We start from the raw sequence: 22,885 nt of genomic DNA on the forward strand, positions 1-22,885 counted from the left end.
CGCTCGGTAGCCTCGCGCGAGGGTGACCGGGAGGATTTGGCTGTGGGTGGCGCGGAGCGCAACGCTCGGAAGAAGAAGCAGCAGCAGCGGGCAGCGACTACGGCGGTGAGCGCGGCGCGCGGGTCGTCGTCCGGTGACCGTTCCAAGGTCGTCATCGGGATCGTGGTCGTCGCGGTGCTCGCGGTGGCCGTGATCGGTGGCGTGATCTGGTCCAAGTCCGGCGGGAAAGAACCCCTGGCCGTGCCGCAGGACGTCACCGGCGTGTCCGCGCCGATCGTGCGCGAGGGCGGCGCCGTCGTGGTGGGCAAGGACGGCGCCAAGGCCACCGTCGACCTGTACGAGGACTTCCTCTGCCCGGCGTGCGGCACCTTCAAGAAGGCCTACGGCGACGAGATCAAGCGGGAGATCGAGGCGGGCACCCTCAAGGTGAGGTACCACGCCCTGCCGTTCCTGAACAAGTACTCCGACCCGGAGGGCTACTCGCGGGACTCGGCGAACGCGGCGCTGTGCGCGGCCGACGAGGGCAAGTTCTGGGAGTACCACGAGACGTTGTTCGCGAAGCAGCCCGAGGAGGGTGGTCCGGGGCACACCAAGGAGGAGTTGGTGAAGCTCGGCACGGACCTCGGGATCACCGGTGAGGCGTTCAAGCAGTGCGTGGAGAGCGGGGCGCACGAAGACGAGGCGCAGGCCGAGTTGGACGCGGTGAAGGCGGGCGGCAACTTCGGCGGCACGCCGACCGTGATGCAGGACGGCAAGATCGTGGACTGGGACGACGAGGACTGGCTGGCCAACCTCGTCAAGTAGGACCGGGCGCACGCCGTCTAGCTGCCCGGATGCGGTGAACGACCCCCCGATTTCGTCCGTGCGGGGGCGATGTTGTACGGTATTGCCACACGAGAACGGCGGCCCCAACCGCCGGGAAACGTGCAGGCACGGGGCTGTGGCGCAGCTGGTAGCGCATCACACTGGCAGTGTGAGGGTCAGGGGTTCGAGTCCCCTCAGCTCCACAATCGAATACAGCATACGAATCGCCCGCTGACCTGCGGTAATGCAGGTGGCGGGCGATCTTGCTTTTGTGTCCACTGTGGACTGCGGTGGCCGAGCTGGAGCAAATCTGGAGCAGGCGGTCGCTCCAGACGAAATGTTGTCAGCGTTGTGCTCCAGGTCTTGGTCATCCGGCCGGGTGGATCTGCTCAGGGACTTCTCGGCAGCCGTAGCGTCGGCCGATGCCTGGCTCCGGTGTACCAACCGCAAACGGTCCCGGACGGCCGTCAACGGGCGCGTAGGGCCGTGTTGTCGTTACGCCGGTCCGATCGTTGACCGATTCCTGGTACCCACGGACGGGCGCGGTGGCGGGTTTCTGTCATGACACCGGAATGTCTGCCACGACATCGTCGTGGGCGATGTCATCGCTCACGGTGACAGGCTTGTCAGCGCGGTTGTCGCCGCTGAAGCAGTAGTAGGTCCCTGGGACCTGCCGCCCTCCTGGCTGGTCGATCACGGCCCCACTGCCGCTACAACCCGGAGGACCGGCACAGCTCCGCGCTGTCCCACGCCCTGTCGCGCGGGGGCGAGGCACCGCCACCGTGCTCCCGACCCGAACGGCGGCATGTGGCCAGTGGTCGGGCAGCGATGACCCTGCCGAGTGGCACACCGCTCGGCGCAGTCCCTGCGCGGTTGTCAGCCTTGCGGTTGAGCCGGCCGTCGCCCTGTGGTCGGACGCGGCCGCGGCGGGTCGACGGATAGAACTGTGGCCGCAGGCCGCTTCTCCGCGATGCCTGTTCGACGACGGATTCGAGGATTCACATGCCCGGCATCACCCAGGCGGTTTCCGCCATCACGTTGGCGGTGGCGGGATCGATATCCGCGACGCCCGCGATGGCGACCGCGCACGGACCGACCGTGCGGTGGGAGGTCTGCGACCGACCGGTGCAGGAAGGGGTCGAGTGCGGTGACATCGCCGTGCCGGTCGACTGGTCGCGGCCGACCGGAGGGTCGATGTCGGTGCGGGTGTACCGGTTGAAGGCCGACGACCGGAGCGCGGTCAAGGGCACGATCGCGAACTTCCCGGGCGGTCCCGGCGCCACCGCCGACATCGCCTTCGCCGGCCTGCGGGCGGCGGCGCCGGGCTACGACCTGATCGGTGTGGACCCGCGCGGTGTGGGCGGCAGCGGCCCCCTGACCTGCGCGCCGGACGGCCTGGTCCTCCCACCGCTCGTCCCGCCGAGCACCGAGGCCGGGTTGAGCGGGCTGCGCGCGGACCAGCAGCGGTTCCGGGCCGCCTGCGCGGTGGAGCCCGCGTCTGCGGTGACCCACCTCGATGCCACCAGCGCCGCCAGGGACGTGGACCACCTGCGCCGGGCGCTGCGCCTGCCGCGGATCAACCTCTACGGCCACTCCTACGGCACCCTGCTCGCGGAGAGGTACCTCGCCCTGTTCGGCGGTTCCGTGCGGGCCTCGGTGCTGGAAGGGGTGATGGACCCCGCCCAGGGCCGCCGGGGCTTCGTCACGACCGCGGCCGCCGCGAGCGAGGCCCTGTTCGCCACCTTCACCCGCTGGTGCGCCTCCACCACCACCTGCGCCGTCCACGGCCAGGACCCGGCCGCGGTCCTCCAGCGTGCACAGGCCAACGCCGACGCCGGGGTGATCCCCGGTGACTTCTACGGCAGGCCGTGGCAGGCGGCCACGGTCGTCTACCTGTTCGAGATCGAGGCGAGCGGGAACCGCATGGCGTCCTTCGCCCGGCAGCTCCTCCAGCTCGCGGAGGGAGAGAACCCGGTACCGACCAGCGGTGGAGCGGACGCCACCGCCGCCGAGGAGCGGTTCCCCTACACCGACCCGATCGTGTGCCAGGACTTCCCGCTGGCGGTCCGGCGCGCCGACGACCCCGCCGGCGACCTGGCCGCCGCCCGTCGGGCCGCCCCGACCGTCGGGTACAACGTCAACGCCCACCAGTACACCTCCGCGTGCGTGGGCTGGCCGGGTCCGGTCAGGGGATCGGGCGCCCCCGTCACCTCCGGCAGCGCGCATCCGGTGCTGCTGGTCGGCAACAGCGGTGACATCGCGACCCCGGTCGCATGGGCCGAGTCGGTGAAGCGGCAGCTCGGCGGCAAGGCGGCGCTGCTCACGGTGGACCGGATCGGTCATTCGCAGAGCGTCGACAGCCCGGGGTGCGCTCAGCGGGTCATCCTCGACTACCTCGACACGCTGCGGCCGCCCACGGGGACGACGCGGTGCCCGGCGCCACAGCCGGGAACCGGCTGAGCAACCGCTCTCCGCCGGGTGGCACGGCGTCGTGGTCGGCAGCGGGCCCGCCCGGTGCCGACCGCTCGTCGGTCACCCGGCCGTGGCCTGCACGTGGTGAGCTTGCCGCGCTGGGGTTCGACGGCGAGGTGCGCGTCGACCGCCTGCGGGGGTAGGACGCGGAGTCCGTGCCATGGCCTCCGACTCGTCTGCGCTGTGCGGGCAGTGCGTGACGGGAAGGTCGCTGTTGCCGCGGACGGCTCGGTGTAGCCGTGCGTGTTTTCGCGTTGGCTGCCGGTGGGTAACGTGCGGCTTGCTCCGCTTGTCGAGATCCTGAACGCGCCACCATGCTGGCGACGGCGACTGCGTTGGCCGGACGGTTCGCGCAACGACCGGTGTCGCCGTGTGTGCCGAACATGTGCGACCCGCAGTGCGGCCGAGTTGTGGCCCGGCGTGCAACCCTGCGGGCGACTGCACGCCCAAGGGGAAATGCATCCCGACCGAATACTGATCAAGGACAGCCCATGCTTGCCCGCCGCGCGTACATCCCCGACGACCTACTGCCCTCTGGCCTTCCGGATTCACGACCGTGGCCGCTCACCGTGCCGTGCGTGGCGCAGATGGCCGAGGAAGGCATGGTCTTCGAGCGGCCGGTCACCTTCCTGGTCGGGGAGAACGGTTCGGGGAAGTCGACCCTGGTCGAGGCGTTCGCCGAGGCGTGGGGACTGGACGCGCGTGGCGGGCGAGCGGGTCGCAAGTACGTCAACGACCGGCCGAGAACGGTGCTGGGTGACCTGCTCCGCTGGGAGACCACGCCGCGGGTGCCCGGCACAAGAGCGGGCCGCGGGCCAAGCGCCGGGGGTACTTCCTGCGGGCCGAGACGGCGTTCGGGTTCATGGAAGCCGTCAGCGGAATGCGCGGCTACTGGGAAGAGGACACCAGCGAGATGAGCCATGGCGAGGGCTTCCTCACCGTGCTGGCGAACATGTTCCGTGAGCCCGGCTTCTACCTCATGGACGAGCCCGAGGCGGCGCTGTCGTTCACGTCCTGCCTACGTCTGGTCAACCTCCTGCACGACCTCGGTGAATCCGGCGCGCAGGTGATCTGCGCGACGCACTCGCCGATCCTCGCCGCCACCCCAGGCGCCGACATCATCGAGGTGGGCGACCACGGGTTCCGGCGGACGAAGTGGGAAGACCTCGCACTGGTCAACCACTGGCGCCGGTACATGAACAACCCGGCCGCCTACCTGCGATACGTCACCGAACAGTGAAAGGAGCGAGATGCCGGTCGACACCAGCGAAGCCAACGCGCGGTTCCGGCAGTGGATGCGCGGCAACCTCGACCGCGCTGCCGAACACTTCAGCGTGGTCGTGAGCGGGGACCCGCCTCGCCGAGGACCTCATGGATCTCGACGAACAGGCCCAAGCGCACATCGGCATCGCCCACGCAGCCACCCGTGCGCGCGAACCTCACACCGCTGGCGAACACCACCGTGCGGTGGTGCTACGCGCCAGGCTCGACATGCCTCCACCTGCGACGAGGCGAAGCGGCGCGGCTGTCCGATCAGCCCGTTCCGCGAGGGTCGGGGTACTCGGAAGACAGGCTCGGTCCCACCCGTCGATGCCGACGATGGCGAACGCGAGGTGCCAGGGCCGAAGCGGCATCGAGGGCGGGCTTGGTGGGGAGTCGGTCCTTCGGCTCGGCCTCGGTGAGGTGGGCCGAAGGACCGCGTGGTGCTATTCGGTGGCGAGTCGGTCCTCGGCGCGGGTGAGTACTCGGGTTGCCCAGTCCTCCCGGTTGTCGCCGCCCGCGCGCAGGCTCTCCGCCTCGGGGTCGCCCAGGGCACGGGCGAGTGCTTCCAGGGCGACCCGCCGCTGCACCGGGTCGTCGTCATCCGGTTGCGCGAGCTCGATCAGCCGCGCGAGGAGTCCGGTGTCGGTGTGGTCGCGCAGGTGCTCGCCTGCGGCGGAGGTCGCGACCAGGCGGGTGTCGCCCGAAGGGTCCCAGGGGACGCCGTCGAGGAACGTCCGCACGGAGTCCAGGTAGGACTCGGTCAGGCCCCAGTGGGTGCAGAGGATCTGCAGGGCGAGCTTGGCGAGCTCCGCGTCGTCGCCCCGCAGGAAGCCCGACACGAGCTCCTCGTGCTCCGTCGCCGACGAACGGCCGATGACGTACAGGAGGCGGTACGCCCGGGATTCGTCCTCAGTGGACGCCAGCTCACGCGCGAGTTCGGCGACCTCTCGCTTGTCGACCCTGCCTTCTTTCGCCCGGTTGACGAGTTCATCGAGGTTTGTGCGCACGTCACCCCCTCGGCACGAACTGCTCGGACAGGTCCAGCATCTTACTGGCCCTGGTCAGGTCCGCCTGGGCGGTGACTTCCTGCGCGGCGCTCTGCGGTGGAGCTGTCGAGCACCTTCTTCGAGGCACGGTCGTGGCGGATCTCTCCGACAACTCGTTCGTGAATCCGCCACGCCGGCCGATCTCCCGAGACGATGGAGCGGTCTCGGCATCATGGGTGGCTGTCAACCGGCCCCAGGGAGCTCGCTGTGATCGTGTCCTCGGTGATGACCGACCATCCCTCCTGGCTGTCGGCAGGCGAAACCGCCTATCGCGCCGTCCGTTCCGGAAGCTCTACCTGGGTGTTGACCTGTACGCCCACGGAGACCGGTGGCAACCGGACGGAGGCACACCCGGTGCGGGGCGAAGAGGACGGTCCCGTGCTCGATGTCGTCGACCCGGACGGGCTGACCGGCACCGATGAGGTGGTGGACGTGCTGCGCGCTGCTGGCACGGTGGGACGTTGGCGCAATCCGGACCTGTGGGATGCCCTGGCGACCTCGATCGTCCGGCAGGTGATCCGAGCGGGTCAGGCCCGCAAGCTCTACCGGGCGTTCTGCGAGGCGCACGGCGAGGAAGTCCTCACACCCCACGGGCCGGCGTGGCTGTTCCCGACACCGGAAACCGTCCTCGAACTCCCGGACGACGAGTTCACCGACCTGGGGATGGCCTTTAAGCGCCGTCCGCTGAAAGCCGCAGCCGAGGCGGTGCTGGACTTCGGCGCGAAGTGGGCCGAAGTCGACCCGGCCGTCCTGCGAGACGAGGTGCAGGGCGTGTCTCGCATCGGCCCGTGGACCGCGGGTGCGACCGTCGCCGATCTCACCAACGACTACTCGCTGTACCCGTACGCCGATCTGGCGGTGCGCACCTGGGCAGACCGCCTACCGACCGGGCGGACCTGGCCCGAGACCGAACCGGAGTTCGCCCGCCTCTGGGCGCGGTTGGCGGGCAAGGACCTGTCCGCCTGGACGCTGCTCACACTCGCATGGGGAGTTCGTCATGCCAATATCTCAGGAGCCGTCGCCATCTGACCTGTCTCCACCATTCATCACCGGCGCAGACCGACTTCTGCCCAATGACGCAAAGCTGCTGGCCCGGTTCTACCCGCAAGGACCCGACCTCAACAGACTCGTGTTGCGGTCGATCCGGTTCGAGCGCCGAGGCCCCGGCTGCACGCTGCGCGTCGACCTGCCGGTCGTCTCGGACGTGCTCGGCTACAGCCGCGTGCAGGCGCACCTGGGATTTCTTGCGGTCGAGGATGTCCGGCTGTCCGGTGACGCGGTGCTCCCGGCGACTGTGTCGGTCGAGTTCGCGCAACGGCCGAGGGCAAGGCTGGCCGTGTCTGTGACCGGTGAGTCGCTGCGCCTGACGCTGACGTGCGCCGAGCAGTTCCGCTTCGGCAGGATCAGTGCCCACAACTCGCCGCCGGACGCGGTGGACGACGGGCCGCACGAGTTCACGAGCAGGCTGGACCAGCGGCTGTACACGGCGGTCCCTGGACCGGAGATCGACACCTACCATGAGCACATCTGACCTGTCGGCGTTCGAGCTCTACGCCCTGCACTGGGACGAGCGCAACCAATCGATCACCGCGTCCTTCGAAGGACCGCTGGACGAAGCCGCCCGTCTGACGTGGGAGGCGCCGCCCGAGCACGACTGGGTCCGGTTACACCTCAGGTTCGCCGCGGTCGACGACGTGGAGGTGCGCGGCTGGAGCCACCAGCTGCCCACCAGGATGGAGCAGGTACCCGTAGGTGAGCGGGTGTCGGTCACGGTGGCCGGGAAGGGCACCGACGTCCGATTCACCTCCGCCCCCGCCACCTGGGTGGGGAGTCGAACGTCCAAAGCAGGCTGGGCGGGCAGGTAGCAATCTCTTGCCCAACCTAGTACCGCACCCTATAACCGCTGTTCAGTGCCTCGGCGAGGTAGGAGATGTCTGGTGACGTCGCCTCGCGCCGGCGCGGTCAGTTTCGATGTACAGATCAGGCCGAGCCCCACCCGAGCCTCCGTCTACGCGCGTGTCGCCTGTCGCACGTCCGCCTGGCAGCAATACCCGCGACGGCCGGAACACGCCGCAGCGGCACCGTCAGCGGCCAACACACAACACTCGGTGGGACCAGTACACGAGCCATCGAGTCCTTTAGGGGCACACCGAGGAGTCCCGCTGCACTCCCTCTGAACTCCGAGATCAATCCCAGGGGACATGCATCCGCTGGCTTCCCGCGCCGCCGCCAGCCTCGATGTTGCTCATGTGCTTGCGGCCAAGCGAGTCTGGGATACCAGCGGAACCCCTTACAGGAACCTTGAGCTGCTCTTACCTTGGCCGCAGGGGGTGGCGTTCTAGCACGAACCCCAAGATGATCCCCAATGTGATCCCCCGTATGAACCCCCAATGGAAGTGACCGTACGGAGACCTGATCAAGGCTCGGAGGGTGGCGGGGTGTCCCAGATGTGGACTCTCGTGCCGGCCTTGAGCGGCTTGTCGGCCGGACCCTTGATATGGGCGGGCACGATCTGCTCCTCGTGCTCGCAGCCACCGCTGGCGTGGAGCCTGGAGTTGAGGCAGGTGTTGCGCCGGTAAGCGCGGACCGGCCACCGACTACTCCACCGTGGCGCCTCGCGTTCGCCCGAAGCAGCGTTCCGGTGGCGGGCATGGACACGAACCAACAGGACAGTACCTGCATCCTCGACACCTGCGCGTTGATCCCGTTTGCGCCCGTATCGGGAACGAGGAAGGTCCTCAAGTTCGCTGAGCTGAGCGCTACCGCTCTGCGTCATGAGCTGCCAGGCGGTGTAGACGACGTGCGCCCACCTCTTACCAAACACTGACCGAAGAGGTACCAAAGGCTGTCCGAACGGCAACACCGACTCCGCGAGCGGGACGAGCTGCGGTGTCCAGTAGGTCAGCCAAACACCATCGAACTCCGGGTGCAGTGGCACCGCACCGCCGGGCGTGTTCAGACTCCAGGTGATCAAGCCAGGCCCGTCATCGCGATCAAGGTGCTGTGGCGTCCAGTGGGACCAGGACACGGCCGCGATCTGCTCATCGTCTTCGCCATCGATCGACTCGCTGAACACCATCAGACCCGCCTCGGCAGGCATCCGGCGTGCCGTAACCGGCTCTCGAGGCGGACGGTCCGCGGCAGCAAGCGCCAGCGCGGTCATGTCGCGATCGACCCAGTAGAGCTGCGCTTCACTCAAACGGCGCGCCTCACAACGAGCCATGAGCAGCGCGCCGGTGACAGCGCTCGCTCGCCGGATCTCCGGCGGACCGACCAGCCGAGGCGTGACCGCGCTCTTACCCGCGTTGAGGCGTCGGACGACCTCGTGACCGCACTCCGAGGTCATCACCCGCTCACGCATCCGCAGCCGCAGGTCGGGCAACTCGGCAGGGTCGGCGATCATGATCGGTCCTCGGTCGGCCGAACGACGTGGACGATCTCGAAGAGGTCCTCGAACTGCCTCCGCAGCGCGGTCAGGGCCCCACCGATGAACGCCGGGCCCGGCTGGAGTTCGCCTTTGAGCACACGGGTCACGGTGGAGCGATTGACGCCCATCGCCCGCGCCAGGGCGTAGTCGGAGTGCAAGCGCGCCGAACGCGCAGCCTGCACGAACTCGAACGCACGAAGCTTGATGGTGTGCGGCATCGACGATCTACACCTGATCTTGGAGCGTCACTGAACGGACACGTCGGGGACCGGAGGCAACGCCTCCCTGACGAGGGAACGGCAAGATGCCCTCAGCAGCTCGCCACGCCGCATCGCAGTCCGGACAGGTAGGCCAACACCACTCCGACTTCGTCGGCGGATCAGCCGGAATGACGAGCTCCTCACCGCACAGGGTGGCGGCCTGGTCGCGAGCCACCAGGTCCGCGTCGACGGCGTGGCGTCGACCCTCATGGGGAAGCCAACGGAACGGACGCAGTGCCATCAGCGCGCATTCCGGTCGTAGACGTCAGCCCACCGCGCGAAGACCGCTCGTGACTGCTCAACGCTCAACGCCAACCGCTTCAACTGCCGCATCTTGGCCTCGTAGGCGCCGACGACGTGCGGATCGTCATGAAACACGGTGGCCGCGTCGTTCTCGGTGTAAGCCACAGGCTTGACCGGCTCTGCGAAGGTCAACAGCCCTGCTGTCCCTCGCAGGACAGCGCCCGCCACAGCCGAGAATGGCACGAGGCGAACACTCATACGTTCCCAGCCGCACATCATCGTCAGGCGCAGCATCTGGTCGCGCATGACCTCCGGGCGACCAACCACCAGCCGGATCGCGGCCTCGTGGATGTAGAGGACCGCGTCCGGTCCACCCAGTCGTCGCAACACCTCCTGACGCGAGAGGCGCGCCTCCACCACCTCCTTGCCGCTCAGCGCACAGGCGTACTCCTCTGTCTGCGCCAAGCCGGGGATGGTCAACGGCTCGTAGACAGCGACGCTCAACGCCATCTGTTCGTGCAGGGACAGTGCCAACAGCGAGTCCGGAGCGCCGCCGTGCAGCCGCAGAAAGCTCCCGGTGTCAGGCTCGTTGACGACGGACATTACCCGCTCCCGCGTCACGTTGTCCGCACCACAGCGCCCCAACAGCGTGCCGATCTCCCACGCACTCGTACCGCGGCTGCCGGTCTCCAGCTTGCTCAACTTGCCCAACGACCAGCCCAACGCCTCAGCCAGCAACGCCGACGACACCCGCGCCCGATGCCGCACCCGACGCAGTTCCTCCCCCAGCTCCCGACTACGAGCCGAACTCAACCTGACCGGCTGCTTCTCCTCGACAACGGTCTCCACGGCTTCCCTCCGTCATAGGAACGGCTTGCCGAGCCATGAGATCGTGTGTGTCAATGGCCATTTGTTCTTCCCCATAGACGGCCAGGAGTTCTCCCCGCTGGTGGCCACCCAGATCTCCCCAACGGCGGCCAGATAGTTCCCCGCCCTGGGTTGGGACTCGGTCAGCTCAACGGCATCACGCCCTTGCCGGAGGTGGCCTGCGCGAGCCGGAAGCTGTCACCTTGGGTGACGACGACATGGGCGTGGTGCAGCAGCCGGTCGACGGTCGCGGTGGCCAGGGTCTTGGGCATGATCTCGTCGAACCCGGACGGGTGCAGGTTCGAGCTCACCGCCAGCGCCCGCCGCTCGTAGGCGGCGTCGACCAGGCGGTAGAAGCCCTCGGCGGCGTCCGGGCTGACCGGCAGCAGCCCGATGTCGTCGATGATGATCAGGTCGGTGCGGATCAGCCGCGTCATCGCTCGGGTGATCGAGTCGTCGGCGCGGTGCCGGCGGACCAGGACACCGAGGTCCTCGATGGTGAACCAGGCGACGGTAAGCCCGGCCTCGACCGCGGCCTGCCCGAGCGCTTCGCAGAAGTGCGACTTCCCGGTGCCCGACGGACCACAGACACACAGGTTCTCCCTGCGCTGCACCCATTCCAGCGTCTTGAGCGCGTCCTGGGTCGGGCGCGGGATGGTGGATGCCTGCTCGTCCCAGTCGCCGAAGGTCTTCCCGGCCGGGAACGCGGCGCGTTTGCGGCGGGTGCGCAGGTTGGCCGCGTCGCGTCCGGCGGCCTCCTCGGCCAGCAGGACGCGGACGACCTCGGCGGGATCCCAGCGCTGGGCCTTGGCGGTTGGGATCAGATCGGTCAGCGACCGCCGGATGTAGGGCAGTTTCAGGCGTTTGGTCAGTTCGATCGCCTCGGCCAGCGGGTCGCCGCCCGAGCCCGCGACGGTGCGCAGCGGTGCCGCCATCACACCTCATCCCCTTCCGTGGTGATGCCGAAGTTGGACCAGGCCGAGGTGCCTGGTTGCAGGCTGTGCGCTTCACCGGCTCGGGTGGGCTCGGCCTGCTCCCTGCCGCCCTGGTGGGCCAGGATGCGGATCAGGTCGTTCTCGGCGAACCGGCCGGCGATCGCCGCCGTCCCGAGCGCCTGGTCGACTTCGGCGGCTGGGTGGAGCTTGGCCAGCGCGACCGCCTCGGCCATCTTCGGCCGGATCCGCCGGGCTCCGGCCGCAGCGGCTTCGACCAGCCAGGACGCCGCGCCCGGCCCGAGCGCGAGGAACGCCGCTTCCTCGGCCGAGGTGGCCTTCGGGACGCGGTCACCGTCCTTGTCCTCGCGTGGTGGGTAGTGCTCGTCGCTGATCACCGGGGTGCCCGGCGTGGACCGGGTATGACGGGCGACCTCGGCCGGGCCGTCCTGACCGACGGTGGTGACGATCAGCTCGTCGCCGTGGAACCGGGCCCAGACCCGGGTGTCGACCAGCTCGTGCGGCACCGAGTAACGCACCCCTTCTACGGAGATCGTGCAGTCCCAGTTCACCCGCCGCGTCGTTCCGAAGGCGACCGTGAACGCCTGGCCAGGCAACGGATGCAGCCGGGTGCGTTCCTCGGACAGCGCCTCGACCGGGCGGCGCCGGGTCTCCCGATGCGGCCGGTCGTTGACCTGCTCGCAGAACTCCCGGCAGGCCGTCTCCAACTCGCCGAACTTGCGGTACTCGTCCAGCAGGTTCGCCTCGGTGGGCACGAGATCGGCCTTGGCGATCCGCACCGTGGCCTCCGACCCGCCCTTGGACTGCGGGTCGGCCGGGACACAGGTGCGGATGGTCATCCCGTAGTGCCGGCCGACCTCGACGATCTCCGGGTTGCGCACCGCGATCCGGGCGACATGGTCGACCGACACGGTCTTCTCGTTGTCGGTGAGCGCATAGGTCGGCACCCCGCCGATCCGCCGCAATGTCGTGTCCAAACAGGACACGATCGTGGGCAACGTCTTGTCCCACACAGGGATCACCACCCGGAACCGTGACCATGCCAGCCACGCGCACCACAGGCTCGTGCGCCGCCCGCCGATACGAGGACCCTCGCCCCAGTCCCACTGCAGCCATAGCCCCGGCTCGGTGATCCAGGGCCGGAACACCCGCCGCTGCCCGGCCTGGAACCGCTGCTTGACCCGCGCGACCTCCCGGCGGGTGGTGCGTTCCCCGCCGGCGAAACCCATCGCGCTGATCCGCTCGTGCACCACATCCGCCCGGACCCGCCCACCCGAGCGGACCACCAGCTCCTCGATCTTCTCCAGATACTCGTCGATCGGACGAGCCCGATGCTCACGGGCCACCGGGCTCTGCCCGGCCTCGCGCAGCTGCACATAGCGCGCCACGGTGTGGTGGTCACACCCGGCCAGCGCGGCCGCCGCGCGGTAACTCCCCGTGAGGTCGTATGCCTCAAGGATCTCCATGATCTCCCTGCTCGTCTTCACCGGTCGACTCTTGTTGACCGGTGGCCCGGACTACTCACCGGGGAGATATCTGGCCACCAGCGGGGAGATCGCCGGCCGTCTATGGGGCGGTAAGTGGCCGCCTATGGGGATCTTTCACTGGCCGCCGACAGTGTGAACCGCATGCACGGCAGATGACATTCGATGACATCCCGGAAAGGGCCATTCGAGTGATCCGCAACATCACCATCACAGGAACACGAGCCGTCGACGCCAACGACGCCGACCGCCTGAACGCACTCTTCAACGACTACCTGGCACCATTCGCCGCTGCGCACTTCTACATCGGAGGCGCCGCCGGCATCGACACCGCCACACTCGACTGGCTCGCCGAGCACACCTCGGCACCTCTGACCGTCGTCGTCCCGTGTACCGTCGCTGACCAGCCAGAAGCCGCCACGTCATCGATCGCATCCTGGCGCGCACTCAACAGACTGGCCGAAGTCGTCGAGCTGACCGCACCCACACTCGGCACCTCGGCCTACCACGCCCGTAACCGCTACATGGTCGACCGAAGCGACTTTGTCATCGGCTTTCCCCGAGGGGTCGACCAGACCTCCGGCACCTGGTACACGCTCAACTATGCATCCGATCAGGGAAAACCCCGATTGGTCGTACCCATCTAACGCGGAATCAATGCTGTAATGCCCTCATGACCACCGCGGAAGGGGAACTAGGGGCCGCAACCCTGCGCAGACTGCGCGAATCACGCGGCTGGTCCTGGACAGATCTGGCTCGAGTCCTACGCGACACCGCCCGCGACCTGGGCATGGCATCGCCGGGCCACCTCCCAGTCGCCAGCATCCAACGCACCGTCGCCCGCTGGGAGAGCCCGACCGACCGCACCAAGCCCGGCGACCGCTACCAGTACCTCCTCGCACGGATCTACGCGAAGACCTCAACGGGGTCCTGGGCACTCGGCACCGGTTCCGACTTCGCCGTCCTCATGGAGGCGCTCCGCCACTTCGGTACCTCATCCCAACGCATCGACCGGCTTGTCGACTCCATCACCCACGCCCGAAACGCACCCACACCCACCCCAGCACGCCCCACCGAAGACCTGGTCGACCACTTGGCCGTCACCGTCGCCACCCTCAACCAAGAGGTCGGCTCCACCCCATTCGTCCGCCTACAAATCCAACTCGCACCAGTCCTCAACACCTGCCGCAAGCTGCTGACCCAGCCCAGCCCCACCACCGACCTGCTGACCACAGCCGCCAACGCGTACGCCCTGGCCGCCCGCCTGGCCTTCGAAACCCGCGACGACGAAACCGCCATGGCGCTCTACCAAAACGCCGAAACCACCGCCGCACGCCTACCCGACCACAGCCACCTGGCAGCCGTGCGCACCAGCCACACCATGGTCACCCTGCACGCCACCAACAACCTCACCGCCGCCCTTGCCCTGGCCCGCGGCGCCACCCACGACGCCCACCGCGGCCCCAGCCACGCCATCCGAGCCCGCGCCCACGCCGTCCACGCCGAAGTCCAAGCCCGCGCAGGCAACCCCACCGCCGCAGCCACCGCCCTCGACCGAGCTTGGAAAACAGTGGAGCAGCTCTCGCCAGACGACCCCTTCGCCGCCTTCAACGCCGACCGCGTCAGCGGCTTCGAGGGCCTGTGCGCCATCTACAGCGGCCAAGCCCAGCGCGCCGACGACCTGCTCACTCGCTCCCTGTCGAGCCTCACCGGTTCACGCGACGCAGTCCAACGAGGCATCGGCGCCACTGACCTGGCCCTGGCTCGCCTCAGTCTTGGTGACGCGACAGCCTGCGTCGCCTTCCTCCACGAGGCAGTGGACATCACTGCCACCACCGGAGGCCGAGTCCCGGCTCAACGCATCCGCCGCGCACGCAACCACCTGCGCCCGTGGCGCAATGAAGCCTTCGTCGCCGAATTGGACGACCACATCCACGACACCTTGATAGGTCGGTAAGCATGACCGCAGACGTCGGCCGCTTCGCAACCCCGCGGATGGCTGCCGGAGCGCTGTTCGTCGACAACCAGGACCGGATCCTGCTGGTGCACAAGACCTACCGCAACGGTTGGGACATCCCTGGTGGCTACGTAGACATCGGAGAGTCTCCAGCAGCGGCCTGCCGACGGGAACTACGCGAGGAACTCGACCTCGACCGCGAGCCGCAACGCCTGCTCGTCGTGGACTGGGCGCCCAAGGACCGCGAAGGCGACAAGGTGCTCTGGCTGTTCGACTGCGGAACGCTCGGCGACGACGAACAGCGGATTGTCCTGGACGACTCCGAATTGGACCGCTGAGGATGGCTCCGGTGAGCAAGATCGACGACTACGTCATCCCCATGCTTGCCCGCAGACTAAACCAAGCCCATAGTGCATACGTTCATGGAGGTCCGGTTTACCTGGAGTACGGACAACCACCTGGTCGATGACATCCGGCGGCATCCCGAAAAGTGGCTCTCATGTGATCCAGGCATCGTCATCATTGGAGCGCGCTCAATCCCTACTGCGAATAGTGAGTGCCTGAAGCCTCCCTCCCCGTAACTATCTTCATCCGTTCTCTGCGATCAGGTCACGCGCCAACTCCTAGACCGCCGCCGCGATCTTGCCCACGATGGTGACCACAGCACCCACGCCGTCGCCTATCCGCGACGCGCAGCGCGGCGGCCACCTCCACCGCTTGCGCCCGGTACACGTCGCTGGCAGTGTCGATCCACCGGACCGTGCATTCGCGGAACGTGGTTCCCAACTCCCCGGCGGCGCGTATCACGCCTTCGCCGATGTTCTGCCGGGTTCGCGCGTAGGCGCGGATCGCCGGAGGCGTCCTTGCCGGGTCGTTCGACATGCTCTGCAGCGGCTGGACGTGCTCGATCAACCCGCCGGCCCGTAGGCCAGCGTGCCGACCGGGGCTATGTAGACGCCGTAGACGCCGAGCGCCTCCAGTCCGACACCGACCATCCCGAGCCCGACAACGTGTCCACTTCCCACTGGTCGATCGGATCGAGCAGCATGGCGTACGGTGTGGCACACCACGCCGTACGCGTCGGATGGCATCGACACTTGCCGCGTGCTGTCCAGCGCCTGTGCGAGCACCGCTCGGTCTTGGACCTCAGTCGCGTGTTCGCGCAGCTCCTCAGGGGCAACCTCGAACGCCGCTGGACCGTCCGTGTCTCACCGGTGATACGACCAGGGATCCTCGCACGCGACACGAGGATTAGTGCTCCCGAAGTCCAGAGTGCGTAACCCGATCGGTCGAATTGGCTCGACATGTCCAATCGAATGGCTCTTGACATCCACCGACGGTGTGTCTTCCCTGTTTTTCGGATTACCCGTCGGCTGTACAGACAGTAAAAGTCGTCATCGGTTTTCCTGGAGATCTTGGTCTTCCCCCGCTTAACGGGAGCAGTCAATGCCTACTCCTCGTACGCCGCACCCCAGGGCCGACCCCATCGACTTCGACAAGGTCATCGCCGCGTTCGGTCGCGAAGTGACCAAGAAACTGCGGACCCGCGAAGGTTCACCCGAAGACCACCTTCGTGGACCTTTCGAACACATGGTGTCCAAGATCGCTGACGGCCTGATCCTCACGGTCACGATGATCGGCGAGACACGACTGCCTGACCTGTCCGTACGCCCGGACTATGCGGTCAACGTCGACAAGGCCCGCATCGGGTACGTCGAGTTGAAGAGACCCGGCTATGGCACGCCGGAGAGTTGGACTGCCCCGACCAAGCACGACCGCAAGCAGTGGGAGGCGCTGCGCCTGTTACCCAACGTCCTGTACACGGACGGGGAGAGCTTCGCCCGCTACGCCTACGGCAAGCTCCAAGGCAGGGTCGCCCGCCTCGAGCCTGGCCTCGACCGAGCAGGCGGCAAGCTGCACACGGTCGGCACGGACTTCGCGCAGGTGATGACCGGCTTCCTGCTCTGGCATCCCCAACCACCGCGCTCCCTGGACGACATGGTGCGCGTGATCGCCAACCTGTGCCGCCTGCTCCGCGACGACGTCGCCGCGGAGTTGGAGCGCGAGCAGCGCGGCCAGTCGAACAGCGGCACATTCAGCGGACTCGCCATGGACTGGCGCCAAGCGCTCTTCCCGAGCTTGACAGACCAGGAGTTCGCCGACCAGTACTCCCAGACGGTGACCTTCGCCCTCCTACTCGCCCGAGTGGAGGGAGTGGACTTCAACGGCAAGCCGATCCGCGAGATCGCCCGGCTGCTGGGCAAGAAGCACTCTTTGATGGGCCGAGCCCTCGCCGTTCTCACCGACCAGCCTGAAGAGGAGCACAGCGTCGCGTTGACCACCATGCTCCGGGTGCTGGAGGTGGTGGACTGGACGCAGTTCCCCGACGACTCCTACGCGACGCTGTACGAGAGCTTCCTGTCCGAGTACGACCCGGAGCTGCGCAAGAAGAGCGGCGTCTACTACACCCCAGCGGAACTGGTCGCCTTCACCACCCGGTTCGTTGACGAGGTACTGCGCTCCCACCTCGGCCGCAGTAGAGGCTTCGCGGAACGCGACGTCATCGTGGTCGATCCGGCGATGGGTACCGGCAGCTTCCTCGCCGAAGTGGTCAACACCGTGGCACGCACCGTCGAGGCCGAAGAGGGGCCGGGAGCTGTCGCACCCCATCTGCGCGAGTTCTCGGATCGCCTGATCGGCTTCGAGAACCAGGCCGCCCCCTACGCCGTCGCCGAACTGCGCATCCACAGTCTGCTCAAGAAGCGCCACCAGGCCGAGGCTCCTGCCAAGGAGCGCCGCTTCCTCGCCGACACCCTGGACGACCCCCGCGTGCAGCACCTCAATTTGGGCAGCGTGTACGAGCCGTTGGAGACTTCGCGGCGCGGGGCGAACCGGGTCAAGCAGGAGGCGCCGGTCATGGTGGTGATCGGCAACCCGCCGTACGTCGACAAGGTGCGCGGCACGGCACCGTGGATCGAAGGGAAGTCGGAGAGCAAGGTCGCGGCACCCAGCCTCGATGCGTTCCGCACGCCCGGTCAGGGCAGCCGCGAGTACACGCTGCACAACAAGTACGTCTACTTCTGGCGCTGGGCCACCTGGAAGGTCTTCGACGCACACCCTCAGCACCCAGCAGGCATTGTCGCGTTCGTCTGTTCCGCGGGCTTCACCACGTCCCCCGGACTCGCCGGCATGCGTCGGTACCTGCGAGAGACCGCTGACGAGGGGTGGATCATCGATCTGACCCCGGAGGGGCACCAGCCGCCGGTCAACACACGATTCTTCCCGGGCAACCAGCAACCCATCTGCGTAGCCGTCTTCGTCCGCCGGGGCAAGATCGAGGCCACCACGCCGGCGCGCGTCCACCGGACCTCGGTCACCGGGGCCGTCGCCGATAAAATCGCAGCACTCGGCACCCTGCGCGCGGATTCATCCGAGTGGCAGCAGTGCTCCGACGGCTGGCACGACCCGTTCCAGCCGGCCGGCCGCACGCAGTGGTTGTCCATGCCGGCCACGACCGATCTCGTGCCGTGGGCGTCTCCCGGCGTCAAGCCCAACCGGACCTGGGTCTACGCACCCGACCAGGAGACCCTCGCCCAACGCTGGCACCGGCTGATCTCAGCACCCGCCGCGACGAAAGCCGTCCTCTTCCAGGAGAACCAGTACTTCGACCTGAGACGGATCACCCCACCTCTTCCGGGCTTCCCGCGCAGCAACACCGTCCTTGCCCAAGAACAAGGCGAAATGTCCTCGCCGATTCGCGTCGGGTTCCGCGCTTTCGACCGGCAGTGGCTGATCCCCGACTCCAGGCTGATCGCCAGACCCAGGGCAGGGCTGTGGTCCACCCTCGGCAGCAACCAGATCTTCGTCGTGGAACAGCACGCGCACCCGATCGATGCCGGACCGGCGCTCGTGTTCACCTCATTGCTGCCCGATATGCACTACCACTCGGGCAGGGGCGGCCGGTCGCTGCCCCTGTACACAGACGCCAAGGCAACCCACCCCAACATCACCCCAGGACTCCTCACCCACCTGACGGAGCAACTCGACAAGCACGTCAGCGAAACCGACCTGATCGCCTACCTCGCCGCCGTCGCCGCCCACCCAGGCTTCACCAGGCACTACGCCGCGGACCTCACAACAACCCCCGGTGTTCGCATTCCCCTGACCCGCGACCCGCACCTGTGGGCTGAGGCTGTGCGTGTCGGGGAAGAAGTCGTCTGGCTGCACACCTACGGCGAGCGCTTCGTCGACCCAGCTGCGGACCGTCCGGCCGCTGCCCCGCGCAACCCTCGTGAACGACCGCTGATCCAGGTCGCGATCCCGGACACCGAGCACGGCATGCCGGACCGCATGACCTATGACGAGGGCAGCAGGACACTGCACGTCGGCTCCGGCAGCGTCGCCCCGGTCGCACCCGAGGTGTGGAACTACGAGGTCGCTGGCATGCGGGTGCTCAAGCACTGGTTCGGCTACCGCAAGAAGAACCCCTCCGGCAACCGCAAGTCCCCACTCGACACCATCGTCCCAACCACCTGGACGCCGTCGGCCACCACCGAACTGCTCGACCTCATCCACGTGCTCGGACGACTCGTGGCACTCGAACCGTTCCAGGACCAGCTGCTCCACCGCATCCTCGAAAGCCCGCTGATCACGGTCGAGGATTTGACGAGCGCCGGTGTCCTGCCGGTGTCGCCTGCAGCGAAGAAGCCGACGAAGGAGGACACCCAGCCGGACCTGTTCTCGACGGACTAGGAGTTCGAGCCCACGGCAACAGGCCGGCGGCTACGGCACTGTGCGGAGCGCGGCCACGAGGTGTACCAGGTCGACCTGCAACCGATCGGCGATCGGCGAGGCGGATGACCTCGTCCACCTCCGATTCGTGCGCTGCTGCCACGTCAGACCACCGCGATCGGCATCGAAGTCCGTCATACGTACGCCTCGTCGATCACACCATCGGCTGTATTCATGCTGTCGACCTTGGCGTAGCGGAGGTCGTCAAGGTCGAGGGTGACCCGGATTGCATTGAAGTGGCACTCGGCCGCGTAGACCTTGCCCTTCTCGACCGGACGCAACAGCTCGGGGTCGATCGAGCCTTTCGTCTCGAAGACCAAGTAGCGGCTGCCGTCGGAGCGTTCGACGACGACTGCCCAGTCCGGATTGTAGTCGCCAAGTGGTGTCGGAATGATGAAAGCCGCAGGCAGCTTTACAAATGTCCTAACGTCGTTGCGCTGCTTGAGTGCGACGGCGAAGGCGCGCTCAACAGCAGAGTCGACGACGATGTATTTGTATGGTGACTTGGCATCGAATTCGAGCGGCTCGCCGTCTTCCCCAGTGACGATGTTTCCGCCCGGACCGGTGTAGCCGGCGAGGTCCGCCTCGGCGAAGATCGAGAGCGGGTACCGACGAGCAACTTCGGGCCTGGCATCATCGACGAGTTCGTAACGGAGGCCGGTGACGAGCAACTGTTCCTTCGCACTGTTGATCGCCTGGGTGGCCTTGTCGACATAGACCTGCGGGTTCTTTCGAAACTGCACCAGCGTGCCCGACTCTGTCAACGCCTGGGCGAGGGTCCGGCGTGTGAGCTGGGTGCGGTCGGCGAGGACGGACAGGATGTCTGGCAAGTCGTCGCGGTCCGCGTAGACCACGTCGACCCGCTCGCTGCGCATGGTTGTGCTACGCAGGCCGCCCTGGTCGATGTCGTTGACGAGGGTGGTCTCCCACACGCCCTTGCGGTCCGGCATCGGAGGCAGGGCACGCAACGCTGAGACGATGGCTGCCTGCAGCCCGGCTTCGTCGACGATGACGCGAAACTGGGTGCGGTGCTTGATTCGCTCCCACAGTGCTTGGAACTCCGGGCTCTCCAGGCGCTCGCCGACCACTGGAACGGAGACCCGGTTGCCGGCCTTCTTGACGTCGATCGGTTTAACGAGCCGTTTGATGAGGCGCTGGACGACAAACCGAGCCGTCACGCTGGGAACGGCCGCGGCGACGAGCGCGCGCAGCTCCTCGGTGTCGCCTGCCACGGCCTCACGCAGACTGTCCTCGACCTTGGCGACGCCCTTGCCGGTAGGCTTGACGTACCGGGCGGCGGCCAGCGCCTCGAAGAGGGCGCGGGCGATCCCGTCCCCGACCGGCACCGGCTTGGCACCGGGTGCGGGTTTGTAGGTGAGGCGCGCGAAGCCGTCGACGCTCACGCGGCCGAACTCGATGCCAAGATCGTCGGCGAGCTCGCGCTGGAGCTGCTCCGCGAACTCCTCGTACGACTCATTCGCGATCACGGTGAGGCGGTTGACGTCGAAGCCGGGGACGCGTTTGCCGTCGCCGTCAACGCAGATGCGCAAGCCTCGGCCGATACTCTGCCGGCGCCACCGTTCAGTGCCCATGGTGCGCAGCACGCAGATTTGGAAGACGTTCGGGTTGTCCCAGCCCTCCTGCAGCGCTGAGTGGGTGAAGACGAAGCGGATCGGGGTGCCGGGAGTGGTCAGCCCGACCTTGTCCTTCATGATCTGCTCGTAGGCCAGGCTCGCCTGCTGGCGGCCCTTGTCGTTGGTCTCCGAGGTGTCCACAAGCCGCTCGGACTTGCCCTTGGACCGGTCGATGGAGAAATAGCCCTGGTGGGCGCGAGCTGCGACCGCGTCGGCGGGATCGGCCCCGAGAAGGCTGCGGAACTCCGGCACGACGGCGATTCTCGCGTACTCCTCCTCGAACATCCGCGCGTACTCGCCCGGCTGGGCGTCGCCGTTGCCGTCGTAAACGCGGTACTTCGCGACTGAGTCGACGAAGAGGAGGCTGAGCACCTTGATCGCCTTGCCCGCGACGGCGAACTCTTGCTCCTTGCGCAGGTGCTGCCGGATCGTCTGGGCGATCATCTGCCGGGCACGCTCGTCGACGCTGATCTCGGCACCGACAGCGTCATGGACCTTCAACTCGACGAGGTCACCGAAGCGGACCGATTCTGACCCGGGTACCACGCTGACCGAGTCGAGGGTGAGGTTGCGGTAACGCGCGCGGCCGGTGACGTCCTCAAGGTTGGCCCCAACAGGCACGTCGACAGCCTTGCGCTTGATCTGGTTGCCGACCTCGACGTCGACCTCCAACCGGGCCTTCATCACGGAACCGGACCGCTTGGTCTGGAGCAGGCGGACGTATGGCGCGGCGCCACTCGTCTCGGTGACCAGGGAGTCGACCTCGATCTGCTTGACGAGGGCCTGCTCGTATGCGGCGATCGCATCGAGGCGGTAGACGAGATTCGCCTTGTCGTACCGGGGATGTGTCGCTGAGTAGCGCAGCACCGCCGTGGCATGCATGCCCTTTGCCAGGGACTGCTTGCCGACGGTGCTGTCTTCTCTGGTCGGCACGCGGCCCTCGATGGCGACTCGACCCGCACCCTTCGTCTTGCGGGGATTGCCGTCATCGCCGTAGACGCTCTGCGGCTCGTCGACGATGACGATGGGGCGGGTGGCGCGGATCAGGTCCATCGGGATCTCGAAGCCAAGGTCCTCAACCTGTTGGTGCACTTTGTTGGCGGCCTTGTTGATCGCGGCAGCGGTGGTGATCATCACCTCGATGCCGGATGAGGTGGCGAAGGAGCGCACCCGCGAGAGGTTGCCGCCGTCGAGTCGGAATGAGGAGAGGCGCTGGCCTGGGTAGAGCGCCTCAAAGTGCTCGCGCAGCAGAGCGATCGAGGTAGTCACGCCCTCGCTGATAGCGACCGAGGGCACCACGATCACAAACTTCGTGAACCCGTAGAGCTTGTGAAGCTCGTGAATCGTGCGCAGGTAAACGTAGGTCTTGCCGGTGCCGGTCTCCATCTCGATGGTGAAGTTGACCGACGTGAGCTGCTCCTCGTGGGCGAGGCCCGCGCGGTCCTGCACGGTGTGCAGGTTGGCCAGGATGACGTCGGTGTGCAGGCGTAGCCGGTTGCCGACACCGAGAGTCTCCACTCCCAACTCGGCCTCATCCAGGCCGGGCAGCATGTTGGCGTCCGGGGTCTTACGGGCCTGGACGGTGAACTGGCCGGTGAGTGAGTCCTGCCCGCGGAAGAGATCGGTGACGGCGTCGATGGCGGCGCGCTGGTAGTCGAGGTTGGCCTCGAAGTTGAACTTCACG

19 protein-coding genes and 1 tRNA gene are annotated in these 22,885 nt (G+C 67.3%); 12 read left to right on the forward strand and 8 right to left on the reverse strand.

Translation table 11 applies throughout. The features are described 5' to 3' along the window. Positions 1 to 42: 42 nt before the first annotated feature. The 5 genes from ACRAKI_RS04975 (at position 43) to ACRAKI_RS04995 (ending at position 4,516) form a co-directional block, all read left to right on the forward strand. Positions 43 to 804 (forward strand): DsbA family protein, encoded by a 762-nt coding sequence (locus ACRAKI_RS04975; RefSeq protein WP_447005864.1) that lies wholly within the window; start codon positions 43 to 45, stop codon positions 802 to 804. A 130-nt stretch (positions 805 to 934) separates the two neighbouring features. Further along, positions 935 to 1,007, forward strand: a tRNA-Ala gene (locus tag ACRAKI_RS04980). Positions 1,008 to 1,806: 799 nt separating this feature from the next. After that, entirely contained in the window at positions 1,807 to 3,264 is a 1,458-nt protein-coding gene (locus tag ACRAKI_RS04985) for an alpha/beta fold hydrolase (RefSeq protein WP_447005865.1), read from the forward strand. Positions 3,265 to 3,878: 614 nt separating this feature from the next. Next, entirely contained in the window at positions 3,879 to 4,193 is a 315-nt protein-coding gene (locus tag ACRAKI_RS04990) for an AAA family ATPase (RefSeq protein ID WP_447008336.1), read from the forward strand. Then, a complete protein-coding gene (locus ACRAKI_RS04995) occupies positions 4,139 to 4,516 on the forward strand; it encodes an AAA family ATPase (protein ID WP_447005866.1) in 378 nt (125 codons plus the stop codon). The genes ACRAKI_RS04990 and ACRAKI_RS04995 overlap by 55 nt, the downstream gene beginning before the upstream one ends. 466 nt (positions 4,517 to 4,982) lie before the next feature. Here the strand turns inward: ACRAKI_RS04995 and ACRAKI_RS05000 are convergent, their stop codons facing one another. Then, a complete protein-coding gene (locus ACRAKI_RS05000; RefSeq protein WP_447005867.1) occupies positions 4,983 to 5,546 on the reverse strand; it encodes a hypothetical protein in 564 nt (187 codons plus the stop codon). 246 nt (positions 5,547 to 5,792) lie between these two features. On the opposite strand from ACRAKI_RS05000, the gene ACRAKI_RS05005 reads away from it, so the two are divergent. The 3 genes from ACRAKI_RS05005 (at position 5,793) to ACRAKI_RS05015 (ending at position 7,450) form a co-directional block, all read left to right on the forward strand. Further along, positions 5,793 to 6,614, forward strand: a complete 822-nt coding sequence (locus tag ACRAKI_RS05005; protein ID WP_447005868.1) for a hypothetical protein — start codon at positions 5,793 to 5,795, stop codon at positions 6,612 to 6,614. A gap of 100 nt (positions 6,615 to 6,714) precedes the next feature. Beyond that, a complete protein-coding gene (locus ACRAKI_RS05010) occupies positions 6,715 to 7,116 on the forward strand; it encodes a hypothetical protein (protein WP_447005869.1) in 402 nt (133 codons plus the stop codon). After that, complete coding sequence (locus tag ACRAKI_RS05015; protein WP_447005870.1) at positions 7,103 to 7,450, forward strand: hypothetical protein; 348 nt, start codon at positions 7,103 to 7,105, stop codon at positions 7,448 to 7,450. The genes ACRAKI_RS05010 and ACRAKI_RS05015 overlap by 14 nt, the downstream gene beginning before the upstream one ends. 551 nt (positions 7,451 to 8,001) lie before the next feature. On the opposite strand, the gene ACRAKI_RS05020 is transcribed toward ACRAKI_RS05015, so the two are convergent. The 6 genes from ACRAKI_RS05020 to istA all read right to left on the reverse strand — a co-directional run bounded on the left by ACRAKI_RS05020 (position 8,002) and on the right by istA (position 12,822). Further along, positions 8,002 to 8,988: a hypothetical protein gene (locus ACRAKI_RS05020; RefSeq protein WP_447005871.1), complete on the reverse strand. Its 987-nt coding sequence runs from the start codon at positions 8,986 to 8,988 to the stop codon at positions 8,002 to 8,004. Further along, the gene (locus tag ACRAKI_RS05025) at positions 8,985 to 9,230 is read right to left on the reverse strand and encodes a transcriptional regulator (RefSeq protein WP_447005872.1); all 246 of its coding nucleotides are present in this window, start codon (positions 9,228 to 9,230) and stop codon (positions 8,985 to 8,987) included. Before ACRAKI_RS05025 ends, ACRAKI_RS05020 begins: the two co-directional genes overlap by 4 nt. A 7-nt stretch (positions 9,231 to 9,237) precedes the next feature. Continuing rightward, entirely contained in the window at positions 9,238 to 9,513 is a 276-nt protein-coding gene (locus tag ACRAKI_RS05030) for a zinc finger protein (RefSeq protein ID WP_447005873.1), read from the reverse strand. After that, on the reverse strand, positions 9,513 to 10,364 hold the full coding sequence (locus ACRAKI_RS05035; RefSeq protein ID WP_447005874.1) for a helix-turn-helix domain-containing protein: 852 nt from the start codon (positions 10,362 to 10,364) through the stop codon (positions 9,513 to 9,515). The genes ACRAKI_RS05030 and ACRAKI_RS05035 overlap by 1 nt, the downstream gene beginning before the upstream one ends. 161 nt (positions 10,365 to 10,525) lie before the next feature. Next, positions 10,526 to 11,317, reverse strand: a complete 792-nt coding sequence (istB, locus tag ACRAKI_RS05040) for an IS21-like element helper ATPase IstB (protein WP_447002434.1) — start codon at positions 11,315 to 11,317, stop codon at positions 10,526 to 10,528. Further along, entirely contained in the window at positions 11,317 to 12,822 is a 1,506-nt protein-coding gene (gene istA, locus ACRAKI_RS05045) for an IS21 family transposase (RefSeq protein ID WP_447002433.1), read from the reverse strand. The genes istB and istA overlap by 1 nt, the downstream gene beginning before the upstream one ends. Positions 12,823 to 12,974: 152 nt before the next feature. On the opposite strand from istA, the gene ACRAKI_RS05050 reads away from it, so the two are divergent. The 4 genes from ACRAKI_RS05050 (at position 12,975) to ACRAKI_RS05065 (ending at position 19,528) form a co-directional block, all read left to right on the forward strand. Further along, positions 12,975 to 13,466 (forward strand): hypothetical protein, encoded by a 492-nt coding sequence (locus ACRAKI_RS05050; RefSeq protein WP_447005875.1) that lies wholly within the window; start codon positions 12,975 to 12,977, stop codon positions 13,464 to 13,466. Positions 13,467 to 13,492: 26 nt separating this feature from the next. Next, positions 13,493 to 14,776 (forward strand): hypothetical protein, encoded by a 1,284-nt coding sequence (locus ACRAKI_RS05055; RefSeq protein ID WP_447005876.1) that lies wholly within the window; start codon positions 13,493 to 13,495, stop codon positions 14,774 to 14,776. A gap of 2 nt (positions 14,777 to 14,778) precedes the next feature. Continuing rightward, the gene (locus ACRAKI_RS05060) at positions 14,779 to 15,114 is read left to right on the forward strand and encodes an NUDIX domain-containing protein (RefSeq protein WP_447005877.1); all 336 of its coding nucleotides are present in this window, start codon (positions 14,779 to 14,781) and stop codon (positions 15,112 to 15,114) included. Positions 15,115 to 16,300: 1,186 nt separating this feature from the next. Further along, positions 16,301 to 19,528, forward strand: a complete 3,228-nt coding sequence (locus ACRAKI_RS05065) for a type ISP restriction/modification enzyme (RefSeq protein WP_447005878.1) — start codon at positions 16,301 to 16,303, stop codon at positions 19,526 to 19,528. 173 nt (positions 19,529 to 19,701) lie between these two features. Here the strand turns inward: ACRAKI_RS05065 and ACRAKI_RS05070 are convergent, their stop codons facing one another. Next, a complete protein-coding gene (locus tag ACRAKI_RS05070) occupies positions 19,702 to 22,884 on the reverse strand; it encodes a restriction endonuclease (RefSeq protein ID WP_447005879.1) in 3,183 nt (1,060 codons plus the stop codon). Position 22,885: the final 1 nt, after the last annotated feature.

Source organism: Saccharothrix isguenensis, from assembly GCF_052936305.1.